Origin of the sequence: Silvibacterium dinghuense (genome assembly GCF_004123295.1) — a bacterium.
GTDB classification, from domain to species: domain Bacteria; phylum Acidobacteriota; class Terriglobia; order Terriglobales; family Acidobacteriaceae; genus Silvibacterium; species Silvibacterium dinghuense.
Genome location: NZ_SDMK01000002.1, coordinates 352530 through 371482 on the forward strand (window position 1 = coordinate 352530; position 18953 = coordinate 371482).

Below are 18953 nucleotides of genomic sequence, written 5' to 3' on the forward strand. Positions count from 1 at the left end.
AAGATGCGGGCATGAGGACAGAGTGAGTCCAGTCATCGAATTTCGGGATGTGACGCTGAGCGTGGCGCAGGGGCGCGTGCTGCTCAAAGGTGTCTCACTGGCTCTGGAAGAAGGCACAACCACGGCACTGCTGGGACGAAGCGGCTGCGGCAAGACAACGCTTCTGCGCACGGTGAACGGCATGGCGCAGCCGAGCAGCGGCGAGGTGCGCGTCTTTGGAGAAGGCGTGGCATCGGCAGACCCGATTGCGCTGCGGCGCGGCATCGGCTACGTGATCCAGGAGACCGGCCTTTTTCCGCACTTTACCGTCGAGCGCAATGTGGGAATCGTGCTGGAGTGCGAGGGCAGGCCGCGTACTGAGCGCAAAGAGCGCAGCTACGCGATGCTCCGGTCTGTGGGCCTGGAGCCCGAAGCCTATGCGCGGCGGCATCCGCGTCAGCTTTCCGGCGGGCAGCGGCAGCGTGTAGGGCTGGCACGGGCGCTTGCGGCCGAGCCCAGCATTCTACTGATGGACGAGCCCTTCGGCGCGCTCGATCCGCTGACACGCGCCGAGATGCAGGAGATGCTGCGCAGCCTTCTGAGGCGCATCCGCAAGACCGTGCTGCTGGTGACGCATGACCTGGACGAGGCGCTGTATCTTGCCGACCGCATCGTGCTGCTCTCCGAAGGGCAAGTGATTGCGAATCTCGAAGCAAAGGATTTTCTCGCCTCGCAGGAACCGGTGGTGCAGGCGTATGTGAAGGCCTTTCGGCGTGGCGAATCCAGCGCTGCGGCGGGGACACCGGCTTCCGGGAGCTTTTGCGAGGAAAGTCCAGCATGACCGGCTTTCTTTCCCAGTATGGAGAAGAGATCTGGCTGCTCAGCCTCGAGCATCTGTGGCTGACGGGCGCAGCGATGCTCTTTGCCACGGCCATCGCTGTGCCCCTGGGGATCTGGCTGGCGAACTCGCCTCGCTGGGCAAAGATTGTGCTGGGTGTGGCGAATGTGCTGCAGACGATTCCGTCACTGGCCATGTTCGGCTTTCTGCTGCCGCTGCCGTGGCTGGGCGAGCGGGCAGCGCGCATCGCGATTGTGGCGCTGACCGCCTATGCGCTGTTGCCGATCGTGCGCAATACGTACGCGGGAATCCGAGGGATCGATCCGGCGACGGCAGAGGTGGCGCATGCGCTGGGTCTTACGGCGTGGCAACGGCTCTTTAAGGTGGAGCTGCCGCTGGCGGCATCGTTTATTCTCGCCGGGCTGCGTACCGCGACGGTGACCTGCGTGGGCATTGCCACCATTGCAGCAGCCGTGGGCGCCGGTGGCCTGGGGGAGCTGATCTTCCGCGGCGTTGCGTCGGTCGACAACCGGCTGGTGCTGGCCGGAGCGATTCCAGCGGCACTGCTGGCGCTTGCCGCCGATGGATGCCTGGGACTGCTGGAGCGAGGGCTGCGGGTCGGCAAACCATGAAGGCATTTGCCGCTGTCGCGGTTCCATTCCTCCTGGTCCTGATGGGATGCTCTCCGCCGCGTCCGGATTATCCGGTGATCGGGGCAAAGAATTTTACCGAGCAGGTCGTGCTTGGGGAGCTGCTGGCACAGGAGATCGAAGCCAAGGCGCACCTGAAAGTGGAGCGGCGGTTTTATCTCGCCGGCAGTTACATTTGCCAGCAGGCGTTGGAAGCGGGGCGGATAGACGGGTACGTGGAGTACACGGGCACGGCCTTGACGGCGATCCTCAAGCAGCCGGTCGCCAAGGACCCGCAGGCGGTGCTGGATACGGTGACGCGGCTCTATGCGCAGCGGTATCACGTGGAGGTCGGGCCTCCGCTGGGCTTTGAGAATACTTTCGCCATGGTCATTCGCGGGGACGACGCGCAGCGCCCTGGCATCACGACGTTGAGCGAAGCGGCAAAGTATACGCCGCAGTGGAAGCTAGGCGTGGGGTATGAGTTTGAGCAGCGTCCTGACGGATTGCCGGGGTTGAGCAGGGCTTATGGATTCACCTTCGACGGGCCGCCGCGAACCATGGATCTCGGGTTACTGTATCGCGCCTTGAATGCGCACCAGGTGGATATGATCGCGGGTAACTCCACCGATGGTCCGATTGCTGCATTCGGGCTGAGGATATTGCAGGATGACCGGCACTATTTTCCGCCCTACCAGGCCGTTCCGCTGATCCGGCAGGAAGCATTGCAGCGATGGCCGCAGATTCAGATAGCCCTGGATGCGCTCAAAGGGAAAATCACGGCTGAGGAGATGCAGGCGATGAATGAAGAGGTGGACGGCGAACACCGCGATCCTGCTGCTGTGGTCGAAGCGTTTCGGAAGAGGAAAGGATTGTAACCATGAGCGTGACAAAACCTGCGACTCAGCCGGAACCATGGCTGCGAGGTACCAGGACAGAGCTTTCGGCGGTGCTGCGCGGGGTGCTCCATGCGCTCGACCTGGCACGGGAAGATGTACTGCGAGCCTGTGCGGGGCTGAGCATGGACGAACTCTATGCCATGCCGCTGGGTCTTACGCCGCTGGCCTACCATCTGCGGCATATTCCGCGAAGTCTCGACCGCTTGCTGACCTATGCCGAGGGGGAAACACTGAGCCAGGCGCAACTCACGAAGCTCAGCAGCGAAAGCGAGCCGGATGTCGAGAGCGAGGAGCTCATCACGGAGTTTGTAGAGGGTCTGGATCAGGCCGAAGCGCGGATACGCCGCTTTGTGAGTGCGGACCTTGAGGCTACTCGCAGCGTTGGACGCAAAGAGCTCCCCACAACGGTGGGAGGTCTCCTGGTGCACCTGGCCGACCATACGCAGCGGCATGTGGGGCAGGTGGTGACGACGGCAAAGGCGGTCAGGGCCAGCGCTGTATAGCTGTGTTCTGCTTCCCGCACGATCAGGAGAACAGGGTATAGGGTGTAGGGTGTAGAAAACCCCGGGTGCCCCACGTCTCAACATCGAGACGTGGGGCACCCGGGTTGTTTTCAGAGGAAGAGCGGTGCGAGGACGAGCGTCACGGTTGCCAACAGCTTGATGAGCACGTGCAGCGATGGTCCGGCGGTGTCCTTGAATGGATCGCCGACCGTATCGCCGACGACCGCAGCCTTGTGCGCCTCCGAGCGTTTGCCGCCGTGTGCGCCGGTTTCGATGTATTTCTTTGCGTTATCCCAGGCTCCGCCCCCATTATTCATGAGCATTGCGAGAAGGATGCCGCTGATGGTGCCGACCATGAGCAGCGCAGCCACGGCTTCGGCTCCGCTGAGATTCACGGGGTGCCCATCGATCATGGGGTGATTGGTAAAGTTGGTCGGGTTATATTCCGCACCGAAGTAGCGGAAGATCAGCCCCACGGCCAGGGGCATGCCAACGGCGAGGATGCCGGGCAGGACCATCTCCTTTAATGCAGCCGTGGTGACGATGCGGACGCAGCGGCCGTAATCAGGGTGCGCTGTGCCTTGCATGATGCCGGGGTTATCCCGGAATTGAGCATGCACATCTTCGATGACGGTCTGCGCGGCTCGTCCCACGGCCTTGATGGCCAGCGAAGAGAAGAGATAGGTGAGCATCGCGCCGAGCAAAGCACCTGCGAACACGGGAACCGAGGCCAGGTTGACATTGGAGAAGGTCCATGTGGGCGGCATCACGCCGCCTGACGCGGTCACGCGCTGGGCTACGATGTCGTGAATCGTAGCGAGGTACGCAGAGAAGAGCAGAAACGCCGCGAGCGATGCCGAGCCGATGGCATAACCCTTGGTGAGGGCCTTGGTGGTGTTGCCGGCAGCATCGAGCTTGTCTGTTTTTTCGCGGACGGACTCCGGCTGCTCACTCATTTCGATGATGCCGCCGGCGTTATCGGTGATGGGGCCGAAGGTATCCATGGCGAGAATGTAGGCAGCCGACGACAGCATCCCCATGGTGGCGATGGCTGTGCCGTAGATGCCCTTGGCGTAGGCGTTGATGGTGGTCACATCGGCCAGGCCGCGGACACCGAAGTAGTAGCTGAGCAGGAGCGCAGCGCAGATGACGATGACCGGAATTGCAGGCGTTTCCATGCCCACGGCCAGCCCCTGGATGATATTCGTGGCCGGTCCGGTGGTGGAAGCGAGAGCGATATTGCGCACCGGGCGGAAGCGCGTTTCTGTGTAGTACTCGGTGATACGGACGAACAGGAAGGATGTGGCGATGCCGCAGATACCGCTGCCCAGCAGCCACCAGCGAGCGCCGAGCATGAAGTAGATGGCAGCGGCAAATCCGGCGAGTGCAAGCAGTGTGGTGACGTAATATCCCCGATTGAGGGCATGCATCGGGTCTTCGTCTTCTCCGCTTCGGACGACGCTGACACCGAGGATGCTGGCCACGATATTGATGGCCTGCACGATCAGGGGGAAAAGAATCCCCTTGAGCCCGAAGACGGGGTAAAGCGCGGCGCCGAGGATCATGGCTCCGACATTTTCCGCCGCCGTCGACTCGAAGATATCCGCGCCGCGGCCGGCGCAATCGCCGACATTATCGCCAACGAGATCAGCGATGACGGCGGGGTTGCGGGGATCGTCCTCAGGAATGCCTGCTTCGACCTTTCCCACGAGATCGGCACCGACATCGGCAGCCTTGGTATAAATGCCGCCGCCCAGCTGCGCAAAGAGGGCGACGAGCGATGCTCCGAAGCCGAAGCCTACAAGCTGGTAGGGAGCCTGGCGTGGATCGTGCAATCCGCCGAAGGCAAGAAAGAGCAGGCCGATACCGATCAGGGAGAGACCGACGACAACCAGGCCTGTGACCGCTCCGCCATGGAGCGCCAGCTGCAATGCCTTGCCGAGACTGGTGCGCGCGGCAGCCGCGGTGCGGATGTTGGCGCGGATGGAAACCCACATGCCGGTCTGCCCGGAAAGGGCCGAGCAGGTGGCGCCGATGAGGAAGCTGATAACAACCTTGTTTGCAAAGGGTGCGGTGAGGGGCGAAAGACGATAGCCAATATATAGGACGACGGCGAGGCCGAGAGCAATGAGTGCGATGGTGCTGTACTGGCGCTTCATGAAGGCTTCAGCGCCCTGCCGGATGGCATCGGAGATGCGGCGCATCTCCGGAGAGCCTGTATCCGAACCGAGCACGGAGCGCGCGAAGAAGAAGGCTGCAAGCAGACCTACGACTCCGATAGAAAGGGCAATCCAGAGGAAAAGCTGATCGTGCGCGAGGTCTGTCCCTGAAGAAGGAACCCCGGTCTGCCAGAAGGCTACCGGAAAAAAAGAGAACATGCTTCCGCTCCCAATGTCGCGAAGATGTGCGTCCTGTGCCATGCCTGCCTGTTGCGAACAATGCGTGAAACAGTGCAAGACCTTGACAGAACGCGCATTAAAGCATGAGCAGAAAGCCACGGTCAATGTCACGGAATAAGCAGAGGTATTCTGCATCACCGGGCATATTGGCTTCGGTATAAACGGGGACACCTGCGCAACGCTCAGGATAGCTACGTCATCTAAAACAGGCAGCCTTTTTCGCCGGCAGCAGGCGGTGTCCGGGCACTGCTTTCCGGCGCTGTACAAGGGTAGGGGCTTTCGCGTAAGAAAGAAGAGGCGAAACTTATATTGCGGAGAGGAGAAACGATGGCGCGTAGTACAGCCTCAGGAACAGAACGGAGCAGGACAACGCCATCGGCGACTCTATCCTCGACGCTTTCCGCGGAACAGCTTGTTTCGATCTACCGGCTGATGTATCTCTCCCGGCGCGTGGACGACCGCGAGATCCTGCTGAAGCGGCAGCAGAAGATTTTCTTCCAGATTTCGGCCGCAGGCCACGAAGCGCTTCAGGTAGCGGCGGGCGTAGTGCTGAAATCCGGTTATGACTGGTTCTTCCCGTACTACCGCGATCGCGCGCTGTGCCTGGCATTGGGGGTAACGGCGGAAGAGTTGCTGCTGCAAGCGGTGGGCGCGGCGGCGGACCCGGCAAGCGGCGGGCGGCAGATGCCGTCGCACTGGAGCAGCCCGAAGCACCATATCGTGTCGCAGTCTTCGTGCACCGCCTCGCAGTGCCTGCACGCGGTCGGCTGCGCAGAGGCGGGACGGTACTTTACGAAGCACCCGGAAGCGGCGCAGAAGCATGACGGCGACTACCGGCAGTGGAAGGATGTGACCTTCCATGGCGATGAAGTCGTTTACATGTCCGTGGGCGAGGGTTCCACCTCGCAGGGTGAGTTCTGGGAATCGCTGAATACGGCTTCGAATGAGAAGCTGCCGGTGATCTTTGTCGTGGAGAACAACGGCTATGCGATCTCCACGCCGGTAGAGGTGAACACGCCGGGCGGAAACATCTCGACTCTGGTCGCCAACTTTCCGAACTTCCATTTTGCGGAGATCGACGGCACCGATCCGGTCGCATGCGTGAAGGCCTTTGAAGAGGCGGCGGCCTGGTGCCGCGCCGGCAACGGTCCGGCTTTCATTCATGGTCACGTGATTCGTCCCTATTCGCACTCGCTTTCGGATGATGACCGGCTCTACCGGCCGGAAAGCGAACGCGAAGCCGATGCGCTGCGCGATCCGCTCTCGAAGACACAGATGCTCCTGCTGCGCGAAGGCATTCTCGACGCGGACGGCATCAACAGGCTCGAGAAGGAAGTGGACGAAGAGGTGCGCCAGGCGGCAGACCGCGCGGTGCGCGCGCCTCTGCCTGAGCCGACCAAGGCGGCGATTCTGAAGCACGTCTATTCCGAGGACTACGATCCGACCTCGCAAACGCTTGCAAGCGTACCGTTGCGCACGGCGGATAACCAGGAACGCACCATGGCCGACCTCATCAACGCATGCCTGCGCGATGAGATGCGGCGCGATCCTCGCATTGTGATCTTTGGCGAAGATGTGGCGGATGCTTCGCGCGAAGAGTATCTCAAGCAGGGACTGGTCAAGGGCAAGGGCGGCGTCTTCAAGCTGACGGCAGGTCTGCAGGCGGAGTTCGGCGGGGAGCGGGTCTTCAACTCGCCTCTGGCTGAAGCGAATATCGTCGGCCGGGCGGTCGGCATGGCCGCGCGCGGCATGAAGCCGGTCGTCGAGATTCAGTTCTTCGATTACATCTGGCCAGCCATGCACCAGCTACGCAATGAGCTGCCGCTGATGCGCTGGCGCTCGAATGGGACGTGGTCGTCTCCGGTGGTGGTGCGTGTGCCGATCGGCGGCTATCTCACCGGCGGTTCGGTTTATCACTCGCAGTCGGGCGAAAGCATCTTCACGCACACCCCGGGCGTACGCGTGGTTTTCCCCTCGAATGCGCTCGATGCCAACGGGCTGCTGCGGACGGCGATCCGCTGCGATGATCCTGTGCTCTTCCTCGAGCACAAGCGCCTTTACCGCGAGACCTACGGCCGCGCTGCCTATCCGGGACCGGACTACACGATTCCGTTCGGCAAGGCTGCGAAGGTGCGCGAAGGGAAAGACATCACGCTGGTGACTTACGGTGCGACGGTGCCACGCGCACTGCAGGCGGCGCAGAAGGCGGAGCGGGAACAGGGTATCCAGACGGAGATTCTCGACTTGCGCACGCTCAATCCCTACGACTGGGAGGCGATTGCCGAGTCCGTGCGCAAGACCAGCCGCGTGATGGTGGTGCATGAGGATATGCAGAGCTGGGGCTTTGGCGCCGAAATCGCGGCGCGCATTGCAGACGAGCTCTTCCTCGATCTCGATGCGCCGGTAAAACGCGTGGCTTCGATGGACACGTTCGTGGCTTACCAACCGATTCTCGAAGACGTGATCCTGCCACAGCCTGAAGATATCTACCAGGCAATCGTCGATCTGCGGGCGTTCTAGCCCTCATTCAGTCCAAATCTAGTTAAGGCCGGGGGCGCGTTGCTTGTCCCCCGGGCGCAATGAGCCGGGATGGGATGGAGGTTTTACCTCCGCCGTTCCGGCTTTCTTGTGCGGTGTGAACTGGATAAGGGTGGCGAACCCGACAATCAGTGCCCCTGCCGCGAGAAAGATGATGATCATTGGCCTTCCTCCAATCCTGAAGGTTGCCTTCTCAGATTAGAGGCCGTGGTGCCTGTACGAGGTTAGCTGCCTGGCAGCTATTTTTTGAGCGGCTACCCCACCGTGGGATTCGTGCCTGCGCAGATAAACGGCAGGTTCCTCCACTTTGCTTCTCCACCCCAGCGAGCCAACGTCGGGCACGCCGGGGACCCCGGTTCGCTCCGGTCGGAATGACAACGTGAAGTATGTGGATACGGTCTAGCGTACTTCGGCGAGCTCTTCTTCCAGCTGCTGCTTTTCATGCAGATCGGCATAATAGCCACCGCGAGCGAGAAGCTCCTCGTGGGTACCGAGTTCGGCGATACGGCCCTCTACGAGGACGGCGATGCGATCGGCATTGCGTACCGTCGAGACGCGGTGCGAAATCAGAATGGTGGTGCGTCCCTGCATGCGCCGGCGCAGTTCTTCGAGGATCTGTTCTTCGGTGTAGGTGTCTACGCTGGCCAAGGCATCATCGAGGATAAGGATGCGCGGGTTGCGGACGAGAGCGCGGGCAATGGCTGAGCGCTGCTTCTGCCCGCCGGAGAGCGTCACGCCGCGCTCGCCGACCAAGGTCTCAAAGCCGCGTGGAAACTCCTCGAACTCCTTGCGAATGTGCGCGGCCTGCGCGGCATCGAGCATTTGTTCGAGGCTGGCATCCGGTGCGCCAAAGAGGATATTTTCGCGAATCGTCTCGCTGAAGAGAAAGGTCTCCTGCGGCACGAAACCGATGCTTTCGCGCAGGGTGTCGAGCGGATATTGCCGGATGGGGTGTCCGTCGATGAAGACGGCGTCTTCGGGCGCATCGTAGAGGCGGGGGATGAGGTTCACGAGCGACGACTTCCCGGAGCCCGTCGGGCCGACGAGCGCGAGGCTTGAGCCGGCGGGAATGGACAGGGAAATATCGTGAAGCACCGGCTTCGCGCCACCGTCATAGGTAAAGGTCAGGTGCCGGAATTCGATCTGCCCGTGGATCTCGTGATCCTCGGCGAGTTCGATCTGGGCGTCGCGGTCATCGATGGTCGGCTCTTCGGCCAGCAGCTCATGAATGCGGGCGACCGACGCGGTGCCGCGCTCAAAGAGATTCACCACCCAGCCGAGCGCAATGATGGGCCAGGTCAGCATGAGCGTATAGGTGGCAAAGGCAGCAAAATTGCCGACGCTGATGCGGTGCGAGAGCACTTCATGGCCGCCGACGAGCAGTACGATCATCATGGCCATGCCGAGTGTGAATTCGAGCGTGGGCCAGAGCATGCCCATGAGTTGAACGAGGCGCAGGCCGCGGCGGATGTACTCACGGTTGGAACGCTCGAAGGCCTCTTTCTGCGCCTCCTCCTGGGCAAAGGCACGGATGAGGCGCGCGGCGGAGAAGTTCTCCTGTGCCTGCGCTGAGATATCGGAGAACATGGCCTGGATGCGCTCAAAGCGCTCATGGATTTTGCGGCCCATGGCCTGCACTAGGATAGAAGCAAGCGGCAGCGGCACCAGCGCCACCAAGGTGAGCCAGGGACTGATGCGGAGCAGGAAGTAGAGCGCGCCAATGGAGAAGAGCACCGTGTTGGCGCTGTACATGATCGCGGGACCAAGAAGCATGCGCACGGCGTTCAGGTCGTTGGTCATGCGTGCCATGATGTCGCCGGTGCGGCGCTGCTGGAAGTAGGCGGCGGGCTGCTTCTCGAGCTGCAGGAAAAGATCATTGCGCAGGTCGAGCTCGATGTCGCGCGAGATGCCGATCAGAATCCAGCGCGTAAAAAAGAGAAAAACGCCCTTGGAGAGGGAAATGCAGACCAGGAGACTGGCGTAGAGAACGATCTTCTGCTGGGTGACTCCATGATTCAGGTCGTCGATCGCTTTGCCAATCACGTATGGGAAGAGAATCCACACCGCATTCGAGAGTACGGTGACCAGTCCTCCCCACAGGTAGGCGCGTGTATAGCGGCGCATGTACGGGAAGAGCGGTCTGAGACGCTGAAACATCGATCTGAATTCCTCCGCGCCGGAGCGCTAGGTGGACGACCGCAAGAGCAGGTATCCGCCGGCCAGAGCAAAGATGACGTCCGGCGACCAGGCGGCAAGGACCGCCGGCAGCAGGTTGACATCCCCCATGGCCTCAAACGTACCGGATACCACGAAGTATGCGATCGCCACCCCGATGGCTACGCCGATGCCGGCCAGCGAGCCGCGCTTGCCCATGGTCAGGGCGAAGGGAACGGCGAGAATGGCCATCACGAACGTAATCATTGGATACGACAGCTTCTTGTTTAGCTGCACCTTTAAGCGCATGGTGTCGAAGCCGCTCTGGCTGAGATCGTGGATATAGCGCCGCAACTCCTCGAAGCTCATTTCTGTCGAGAGGCGGACTTCCTTCTTGAAGTACTGCGGCTCCTCGACAATCTCCGGGAAGGTGCTCACGTCGAAGGTCTGGTAGTTGCTGATCTCTTCGCCCGAGAAGCTGCGGTCCCAGCCATGTTCGAAGACCCACTTGTGCAGATGCGGCTCCCAGTGGGCGCTGGAGGCGTGGATACGCCGGGTGAGCGAGAAGGTGTCGCGGTTGAACTCAAAGACCGTCACGTTGCCGAAGGTGTTCTGGTCGGCGTCGAAGTACTCGTAGAAGAAGATACGGCTGGGCTGGCCCTTCTGCTGCAGGCCGAAGATCCAGTTCTGCCCCGGATGCTCCATGGTCTGTGGCGGCCGGCCTTTGATGACATTGCGCAGCGCCTCCTGCTTGCGGTTGGCCTTGGGCAGGTAGGCTTCGTCGAAGACAAAGAGCGAGGTGGCGAGAATGGCCGAGATCACCATGACCGGCAGCACGATCCGGTAGAGGCTGATGCCGGAGGCCTTCATCGCCGTCAGTTCGCTCGAGCGGTTGAGCAGGCCGAAGACCACCAGCACGGCAACCAGGACGCAAAGCGGCGTGATGATGTAGATCTGGCTGGGCGCGAGATTGAGCAGGTATTCGCCCACAATGAGCAAGGGCGTCCGGTTGCGGATAATGTCGCCGAGCAGTTCGAGGAAGGTGAAGACCAGGAGCAGCATCACGAAGGTGATGAGCACCATGAAGAAGACACCGAGGAACTGCTTCAGGACATATTCGTCGAGGATGAGAGGGAAGTGCCCGCGGGTGCTGCGAAGACGAGCCGTGGCGGTGCGGCCTTTGGTGCTGGCGTTTTCGTCCTTCGCCGAAGATTTGAACCACGATCCGATGGAGCTGACGGCCGCGAGCGCCGCGCCGCCGGAGGACATCTGGCGCAGCAGGAATACGCCGCAGGCGGCAAAGATGGCATTCGCGGCCCAGGCGCCGACCGCTGCCGAGACCTTGCCCTGGCGAGCGAGCGCGGTGCCCGTATAGGAAAGGATGTAGTAAAGGAAGACCAGGACAATGCTGAGCACAAAACCCGCACTCTTGCCGCCGCGCTTGGACGTAATGCCCAGGGGCACTCCGACCAGCATAAGAACGATGCAGGCGGCAGGATAGGCGAAGCGCTTATGCAGCTCGAGCAGGTACCACTTGCCGCCTTTGAGGTGCGAACGCCGCAGCAACTCCGTGTTGGACATGGCCAGAATCGGCGACTCGCCGCGTGAGGCGTGCGAGTCCTCCTGCGGAATCAGCTGCAGGGGCAGGTCCGTCTGCGAAAACGTGGAGACGGTGTAATGATCCGGCTGGTCGGGGTCGGATTGGTGTTCGGTTCCATCCCGCAGCCGCATGATCGCGGCCTCACCTTTATGGTCTACGACGGTGGCGCTGGCGCCGGTCGTGATCTTTGGCGAGGTGGGGTCGGAGAGATCGGCGAGGAAGACCTGCGTCCATTCCGCCGCGCCGGAGATAGCGCGCACATTTTCTACATAAAGGACGTAATTCTTGAAGTCTTCGTAGAAGACCCGGGGCTGAACCTCATAAGAAGCCTGGGCATTCAGCAGGTCAGCCTCGAGGTGCATGGAGGTCGCCGTAGCCAGCGGAGCGAGGTACAGCGTATTGCCGAGGCCGAGCAGCCAGCCGATGACCGCAACACTGCTGACGACTCCTACAAACCGCCATACGCCGACGCCGGAGGCGCGCATGGCCGTGATTTCACTGTCGGCTGCGAGACGGCTGAGCCCGAGCAGGATGCCCACAAGCACGGACATGGGAATCGTGACCGTGAACATGTTGGGCAGCATGAGGAAAAAGATGGCCGCGACGATTCCCAGCGAGGAGCTGTTCCGTACCACCAGCTCAAGCAGGTGGTAGATGTGCGGCATGAAAAGAACGAAGGTGAAAATCGCCCCGCCGATGAGGGCGTGGGACAGCACTTCCTTGAGGATGTAACGAGTGAGGATGCGCACGAAACTTCTTTCCGAGGTTTAGAGCCTGTTATGCCTTTTCCGGCGGTCGTCGCTGGGCGCCAATTTTTTCGAGGTCGAGGAGTGAGTTGCGACGGATATCGGGTTATATCCGAGCAGCGAACGACGAAGAGATCGGGAAAATTGGCCCCAGCCCTTCGGGTTGCGGGGAAAATCGGCCCATACTTCGTTGTCGGCCTCGCCTTGGAATGACCAAAGCCTTCGTCCTCCGCCTCGTCTCCCACCCCGCGGACGGAGACCTGTCCGTGGGGACCCCGGTCTGGGCCGATTTTCCCTCGCAACGACGACCACGGGAAAAGACATAACAGGCTCTAGTGTACCGTGCGCTGAGCGATGCGGGGCGCAGACAGGCTATTTTGCAGGTTGATAACTGCCAACTTCCGGACGAAAAGCGATGGCAATGCGATTCCAGCTGTTGATCTGGGTAATGGCAAAGGTGAGCACGGCAAGCTGGTGCTCATCGAATTCGGCCCGGACTTCCTCGTAGACCGCGTCGGCGGCGTGTCCCTGCTGGATGTTGGTGACGGCCTCGGTCCAGGCGAGAGCCGCACATTCGCGTCCGGAAAAGAAGGGTGTCTCACGCCAGGCATTCAGGACATAGAGGCGCTGCTCCGTCTCGCCGTGGGCACGGGCGTCCTTACTGTGCATGTCCAGGCAGTATGCGCAGCCGTTCAGCTGGGAGGCGCGCATCTTTACCAGCTCGAGGAGAGAGGCCTCAAGACCGCCGCGCCGGATGACCGCTTCCAGGTGATACATCGCCTGGACGGCTTCAGGAAAGGCCGATTTGTAATCGAGACGTTCGGACATGTTTGCACCCGATGAAATAGATGAAGAGGCAGAGCGGAGAGTCGCCTGGAATTTTGAGAACAAGCCGCAGTATCAGGCCGAACTGTGAAACCGGTATCCCACACCGCGAACGGTCTGGAGATAGACGGGGCGCGAAGGCTCGTCTTCGAGATAACGCCGCAGGCGGACAATGAAGTTGTCGATAGCGCGAGTGTCGGTGTCCTCGTGAAGCCGCCAGACCTGCTCTAAGAGCTCCTTGCGGGAGACAATGCGGCCACGGTTCTGGATGAGGTAGCGGAGAAGGTCGGCTTCCATCAGGGTGAGGTGCGTGGTGCGGCCTAACGCCGTCAGCTCGAGGGATTCGAAGTCAATGATGCGGCCGTCGAACTCGAAGCGGGCCGGCACGCTGCTCTGGACCGCAGCTATCTCGACAGGCTGCTGTGCGCTGGGGCGATGCCATTGCATGCGCCGCAGCAGGCCGTTGAGCCGGGCAAGCAGGATGGAAAGATCGAAGGGCTTGGTGAGGTAGTCGTCGGCACCGGATTCAAAGCCGAGGAGCACATCTTCGGGGCGGCCGCGGGCGGTAAGGATCATCACCGGAACGAAACTCTCGCGGGCGCGCAGCTCGGCCACGACTTCGAAACCACTTTTGCCGGGGAGCATGGCGTCGAGAAGAACGGCATCGAAGGAATCCTCGGCCAGACGCTCGAGCGCGCCCTCGCCATCGCCCTCAATCAGCACATCGTAGCCCTCGGCCTGCAGGTTAAAAGAAAGTCCCTGGGCGAGATGGGCTTCGTCTTCGACGACAAGAATGCGGGCCGGTGTGCTCATGCTGTCTCCGAGCGATGAAGCGAAGTGACCGCGGGCGTCTCGAGAGCGGTGAGCAGGCGGGGAAGCTGGATGCTGACGGTCGCGCCAAGGCCGAGTCCAGGGCTGGCCGCAAAGGCATCGCCGCCGTGCTGCCTGGCGATGGTGCGGACCAGAAAGAGTCCCAGGCCAGTGCCTTTTGTACGTAAAACACTGCGCGTGGGCACGCGGTAAAAGCGCTTGAAGATGCGCTTGAGGTGCGCGGCGGGAATACCGATGCCGGAGTCCGTGACGCTGAGGATAATCCAGGCATCTTTCTCGATGTGCAGGCTGACCCGGATGCGAATAGCGGAGGCCGAGTACTTCACGGCATTGTTCAGCACGTTGAGCACGATGGTCTGCAGTTCGTCGGGATTCCCGCGCACGATCATGGGCACACCGGGATCGTCGGCCTCAAAGGAGATCGGTTGCGGACTGCCGGGTTCCGCATCCAGGTGATTGCGCGAGCGGGTGATATCGATGGAAGCGGCAACGAGGCTGCGCATATCCACCGGAACGCGGACCTGGGTGCGGGAGCGCTGGCCGACCTCGCCCGCTTTGAGAACCTGCTCGACCGTAGCCAGCAGGCGGTCACTATCCTCGCGCATGATGCCGTAGAACTTGGTGCGAGTGGCTTCGGGCAGCTCGCGGCGTTCGAGCGTTTCGAGATAAAGCCGGATCGAGGCAATCGGCGTCTTCAGCTCGTGGGTGACGGCATTCAGGAAGGCATCGTGGCGCTCGTTGCGCCGGACCTCACGCACCAGAAAGATGGTATTCAGAACCACTCCGGCGATCAGCAGCACGAAAAATGGAATGCCCAGGATCATGGGCATGAAGCGGCGCCAGTTGAGGATGATCCAAGTGACGTTGAGCGTGACCGCGACGCCGACCAGGCAGACGCCGAGCACGATAAACAACACCATGTTCCGTTTTCGTCCGCTGATCCTCATGAGTGCAAAGAAGAAGCCCGCTCGGTCGATTGTACCGGGCGGGCTGATCGGTGAGGCGGCGCTGCTCAGGCGACACCGGCCGGCTTGGGGTTGGCCGGGTCCCAGTGGGCGACCTTTACATCGCGGGCGAGGCCCAGTTTTTTGAGCAGCAGGATGCCGTAGTAGTTGGGATCGAACTCCCACCAGGTGAGGCCGTGGCGCGCAGAAACCGGATGCGCATGATGGTTGTTGTGCCAGCCTTCGCCGCCGGTGAACATGGCGAGGACGAAGCTGTTGCGGGAGCTATCCTTTGTCTCGAAGCGGCGCGAACCGACCATGTGCGTCCAGGAGTTAACCAGCCAGGTGGCGTGGAGACCGAGGGTCACGCGGAGGAAGATGCCCCACATGATGCCCGACCAGCCGGCGATCCAGTAGAGCGGGAAAGCGACGACGACCAGCGAGAGCCAGTGCCACTTGCTAAGCCAGACATGGAACTTGTCGCGGGCGAGATCGGGAGCGTAGCGGGCGAGCACCGCGGTCTCGTCATGCAGTGCAATGCCGCAGAGAATCCAGCCGATATGCGCCCAGAAGGCTCCGTCCTTCGGCGTATGAGGATCGCCTTCATGGTCCGAAAGCTGGTGATGGACGCGGTGCGTCGCCACCCAGAAGATCGGTCCACCTTCAAGAGAAAGCGTGGCGCCGATGGTCATGAAGTACTCGAGCCACTTGGGAACCTTGTAGCCGCGGTGGGTGAGCAGGCGGTGGTAGCACATGCCGATGCCCATGTTCGAGGCGTAGAACCAGAGCACGACCGAGCAGATCAGCGCCTTCCAGCTGAACATGAAAAGGGCCGCGATCGCTCCAAGATGGAAAACGGCCATGACAATGGTCGTTATCCAGGCAATCGAACCACTCTGAGCCTTGCGGCCGAGGGTGATCTGCGGCTTCGTGTCCGCGGGGATGGGACGGGCCGCGGTAGCGGCAGTGCGGATTTCGGACTCTTCGAGTACATCAAACGGCATGCAGTAGGTTCTCTCAAAAATGAAAGTGTCTGTTTTGACCCTAACAGTGGAGCCATGGCCTAGGTGTAAGAGTTTTGTAATCGCGGTGACAGGTGACCGGGAGCGGCACAATCCGGCCGGAATTCCGGTAGACAGGGCGCTCCAGCAAAAGTCACAACTTGTTCATCTGGAAGACTCACAATACCCTGAGCAACGTGTGAGGCCCCGGCTGTGAATCGATCTGTAAACCAAATTGCGACGCGATCTTCCGCCATCCCTGCTCTTCTCGGCGGCATTCTCCTTTCCGCTCTCACAGCTTTCGGGCAGACCATTCCTCTGCCGACGAGCAAGCAGATCCTGGGACCTGTTCCCGGAGAGCCGGTGCGCACGAATGCCTTGCCGATGGGCACGGCGTGGTCGCCGGATGGGCGCTATCTCGCGCTGGTGAATGCCGGTTTCGGAACAGCTGAGTCGGACTATGCGCAGTCGATCTCGGTACTGGACACCACGACGGGCAAAGTGACAGATTTTCCCGATACGCGGACCCTGCTGCGCGCCAGGCAGACGATGTATTCCGGCATTGCCTTTTCAGGCGACGGCCAGCACCTCTATGTGAGCTTCGATTCGCTCTCCGCGCCTGAAGGCGGCAAGCCGGACGAGACCGGGAACGCGATTGCTGTCTACGGCTTTCATGATGGGCAGGTGAAGCCTGAGCGGCTGATCCCTGTTCCATTGCAGAGGCTCGCACCCGGGCGCATCCAGAACCAGGTCGGGAAGCCGATTTCCGATGGGATGGCCAATCCCGTTCCAACAGGGCTTGCGGTGCTCGCAGGTCCAGCCGGACACGACCGTCTGCTGGTAGCGGATGAATTCTCGGATGATGTGTTGCTGCTCGATGCCTCGAACGGGCGCACGCTGATACGCTTCGATCTGGCAAGCCGTTCGGTTGTCCCGTCGGCCTATCCGATTGCGGTGGTCGCTACGAAAGACAACCGGCGGGCCTTTGTCGCGCTGTGGAATGACTCCACGATTGCAGAACTGGACCTCAAGACGGGGCGGGTAACCTCGAAGACCGCTCTGCTACCTCCGGTATCCGAGATCGGGCCGAGCTCGCACCCGGTGGCGATGACACTGAGTCCCGATGAGAAGACTTTATATGTGGCGCTGGCCAACCGGGATGGGGTTGCAGCCGTGAGCGTCGCAGGGAAATTTGCGAAAGTGACGCGCTTCTACGACTCCCGGCTGCCGGGACAGCGCTACTTCGGTGCAATGCCCGACGCGGTTGCGGTCTCGGCGGATGGGACGATGCTGTATGCGGCGAACTCCGGGTCCGATGCGGTAGCGGTCTTCCGGACGCGGGCGGAAAGTAAAGTGGGAGCACCGGAGCAGCCGATCGGGTTCCTGCCGACGGAGTGGTATCCCTCGGCAATGGCGATTCGCGGCGACAAGCTCTATGTCGCGACCGCAAAGGGACAGGGCACCGGGCCCAATGCCGCTCCGCAACCGCCAGCGAAGGACCCAACGGACGAACAGGCTAAGCAGGCGCAGCGGCCACATACCTATATTGCGACCATGCTGCATGGATCGCTGGCGACGATCGACCTTACGGAAGCGAATAAGGACCTGGAGCGGCTGACCGGCGAAGTGCTCAGAAGCAACCTGATGCAGGCCGCGCAGACCCACCTGGCCTTCGCCGGTGGCGCGAATCCCATCCGGCACGTGATCTACATCATCAAAGAAAACCGGACCTACGATCAGATCCTGGGAGACCTTGCCGAGGATGGGAAGCCGGTGGGGAACGGCGATTCCTCGCTGACCATGTATGGCGCTGCGATTACACCGAACCAGCACAAGCTGGCGCTGCAGTTCGGCGTCTTCGATAACTTCTACGACTCGGGCGAGGTCTCGGGCGATGGGCATGTGTGGTCAACGGCCGGTATCACCAGCGACTACACCGAGCGCGACTGGCCGCAGTCCTATCGCGGCGCCGAGCGGACCTATGACTTCGAAGGCGTGGTGCAGAACGGTTACCCGATCCAGGAGAAGATGCCGGATATCAACGAGCCGGCAAGCGGCTACCTGTGGACGGACCTGGCAAAGCACGACAAGACGCTCTACCACTTCGGAGAGTTCATCTCGACGAAGTTCTGCGATGACTCGGGCGAAGCGCCGAAGGAGAAGTCTCCGCTCGAGGGCACACCTGAGCCGACTCACTTCTGCGAGCACGCCTTCATCGATCCGGGCGCGGAGATTCCTACGAACTATGGAGGCGGTAAGAACCCGTATCCGTGGAAGATTCCGATGATTTATCGCAACGTGGCGACGAAGCCGGAGCTCGAAGGGCATTTCGATCCGCAGTATCCGGACTTCAACCTGAGTTTTCCGGATCAGCTGCGCATGAATGAGTTCCTGAACTATTTCAACCACTGGGTTGAGGAGCGCAAGGCGGGCCACGACGAGATGCCGAACTTCGTAATGCTGCGCTTTCCGAATGACCATACCTTTGGTACCCGGGTAGGCAAGTGCACGCCGAAGGCCTGCATCGCAGACAACGACCTGGCGGTGGGACGCGCCGTTGAAGCGGTCTCGAACAGCCCGTACTGGGACGATACAGCCTTCTTTATCCTCGAGGACGACGCGCAGGATGGGGCCGATCACGTGGACGCGCATCGCTCGCTTGCACTGGTAGTGAGCAAGTATTCACCACGGAACCCGGCACCGCTGGTCGACTCGACCTTCTATACGACGGTGAGCGTGCTGCGAACCATGGAAGACCTGCTGGGCATTCCTCCGATGAATAACAACGATGCTTTCGCGCCGCTGATGGCTCCAGCGTTTACAGGAGAAGGGAATCAGCCGCCTTTCCGCGCCGATTATTCGAATCGTGACAATGGCCTGATCTATACCGCAAATACACCGGCGTCTGTCGGGGCCAAAGAGTCGAGCAAGCTGGACTTCTCCCATGAGGATCGGGCAAATCCGGCAAAGCTTAACGTGATCCTATGGAAGGATGCGATGGGAGCGAAACCGGTACCAGCGGCCCTCCGGCATCCTGCACATAAACAGGACGATGGTGATGACTGAT

At 61.1% G+C, this 18953-nt stretch carries 13 protein-coding genes; 6 read left to right on the forward strand and 7 right to left on the reverse strand.

Annotated elements, in window-relative coordinates; genetic code table 11:
• The first annotated feature begins 22 nt into the window (after window positions 1-22).
• From ESZ00_RS10705 to ESZ00_RS10720, 4 genes are read left to right on the forward strand one after another with little or no spacing between them, the layout of a single operon-like run.
• A complete protein-coding gene (locus tag ESZ00_RS10705) occupies window positions 23-820 on the forward strand; it encodes an ATP-binding cassette domain-containing protein (RefSeq protein WP_129208251.1) in 798 nt (265 codons plus the stop codon).
• A complete protein-coding gene (locus tag ESZ00_RS10710) occupies window positions 817-1449 on the forward strand; it encodes an ABC transporter permease (RefSeq protein ID WP_129208252.1) in 633 nt (210 codons plus the stop codon). The genes ESZ00_RS10705 and ESZ00_RS10710 overlap by 4 nt, the downstream gene beginning before the upstream one ends.
• The gene (locus tag ESZ00_RS10715) at window positions 1446-2324 is read left to right on the forward strand and encodes a glycine betaine ABC transporter substrate-binding protein (RefSeq protein WP_129208253.1); all 879 of its coding nucleotides are present in this window, start codon (window positions 1446-1448) and stop codon (window positions 2322-2324) included. The genes ESZ00_RS10710 and ESZ00_RS10715 overlap by 4 nt, the downstream gene beginning before the upstream one ends.
• Window positions 2325-2326: 2 nt before the next feature.
• Window positions 2327-2848, forward strand: a complete 522-nt coding sequence (locus ESZ00_RS10720; RefSeq protein ID WP_129208254.1) for a DinB family protein — start codon at window positions 2327-2329, stop codon at window positions 2846-2848.
• Window positions 2849-2958: 110 nt separating this feature from the next.
• Here the strand turns inward: ESZ00_RS10720 and ESZ00_RS10725 are convergent, their stop codons facing one another.
• Entirely contained in the window at window positions 2959-5226 is a 2268-nt protein-coding gene (locus ESZ00_RS10725; protein WP_129208255.1) for a sodium-translocating pyrophosphatase, read from the reverse strand.
• Window positions 5227-5574: 348 nt separating this feature from the next.
• Here ESZ00_RS10725 and ESZ00_RS10730 point away from each other — a divergent pair, with 348 nt between their 5' ends.
• On the forward strand, window positions 5575-7767 hold the full coding sequence (locus ESZ00_RS10730) for an alpha-ketoacid dehydrogenase subunit alpha/beta (RefSeq protein WP_129208256.1): 2193 nt from the start codon (window positions 5575-5577) through the stop codon (window positions 7765-7767).
• A 417-nt stretch (window positions 7768-8184) separates the two neighbouring features.
• Here the strand turns inward: ESZ00_RS10730 and ESZ00_RS10735 are convergent, their stop codons facing one another.
• The 6 genes from ESZ00_RS10735 to ESZ00_RS10760 all read right to left on the reverse strand — a co-directional run bounded on the left by ESZ00_RS10735 (window position 8185) and on the right by ESZ00_RS10760 (window position 15889).
• On the reverse strand, window positions 8185-9942 hold the full coding sequence (locus ESZ00_RS10735; protein WP_129208257.1) for an ABC transporter ATP-binding protein: 1758 nt from the start codon (window positions 9940-9942) through the stop codon (window positions 8185-8187).
• A 27-nt stretch (window positions 9943-9969) separates the two neighbouring features.
• The gene (gene lptF / locus ESZ00_RS10740) at window positions 9970-12288 is read right to left on the reverse strand and encodes an LPS export ABC transporter permease LptF (RefSeq protein WP_129208258.1); all 2319 of its coding nucleotides are present in this window, start codon (window positions 12286-12288) and stop codon (window positions 9970-9972) included.
• 369 nt (window positions 12289-12657) lie between these two features.
• Window positions 12658-13113, reverse strand: coding sequence for a carboxymuconolactone decarboxylase family protein (locus ESZ00_RS10745; protein ID WP_129208259.1), 456 nt, complete (start codon window positions 13111-13113; stop codon window positions 12658-12660).
• A gap of 72 nt (window positions 13114-13185) precedes the next feature.
• Entirely contained in the window at window positions 13186-13923 is a 738-nt protein-coding gene (locus tag ESZ00_RS10750) for a response regulator transcription factor (RefSeq protein WP_129208260.1), read from the reverse strand.
• A complete protein-coding gene (locus ESZ00_RS10755; RefSeq protein WP_229741185.1) occupies window positions 13920-14861 on the reverse strand; it encodes a sensor histidine kinase in 942 nt (313 codons plus the stop codon). Before ESZ00_RS10755 ends, ESZ00_RS10750 begins: the two co-directional genes overlap by 4 nt.
• 92 nt (window positions 14862-14953) lie before the next feature.
• Complete coding sequence (locus tag ESZ00_RS10760) at window positions 14954-15889, reverse strand: acyl-CoA desaturase (protein ID WP_129208262.1); 936 nt, start codon at window positions 15887-15889, stop codon at window positions 14954-14956.
• A 210-nt stretch (window positions 15890-16099) separates the two neighbouring features.
• Here ESZ00_RS10760 and ESZ00_RS10765 point away from each other — a divergent pair, with 210 nt between their 5' ends.
• Complete coding sequence (locus ESZ00_RS10765) at window positions 16100-18952, forward strand: bifunctional YncE family protein/alkaline phosphatase family protein (protein WP_229741186.1); 2853 nt, start codon at window positions 16100-16102, stop codon at window positions 18950-18952.
• The last annotated feature ends 1 nt before the right edge of the window (window position 18953 follow it).